General features: G+C 28.8%; 1 protein-coding gene. It reads left to right on the forward strand.

The window, feature by feature from the left end; all coding sequences use genetic code 11:
• Positions 1 to 306, forward strand: a 306-nt coding sequence (locus J8281_RS19440) for a hypothetical protein (RefSeq protein ID WP_210199288.1), incomplete at both ends; no start/stop codon positions are given.

A 306-nucleotide genomic window follows, 5' to 3' on the forward strand; every position in this document is an offset into this window, starting at 1 on the left:
TTAAAGTGTTTCTTGCTTCATCTAGATCATATAAGGATTATGTTAGTTTGAACAGCTTAATTGACAGTTTGCCCAAAGAATTGATTTTAAGAGTACCTATGCCGAAATTTGTCTGGGTTGCTGAATTAAGTAATAGAGATTTAATAAAGAATAATTTGATAAACGGACTGTTAATAGTTGATGCTACTGAAACTAAACATCATGGATTAATTGCAGGTTTCATAGGAAATTACTACTTTTCAGAAAACTTAAATGAAATTGTACAAATTAATGTACCTTTGCAACCATTTAAAAACTACAGTAATA

The organism is Aquimarina sp. U1-2, assembly GCF_017897595.1.
Taxonomy (GTDB): domain Bacteria; phylum Bacteroidota; class Bacteroidia; order Flavobacteriales; family Flavobacteriaceae; genus Aquimarina.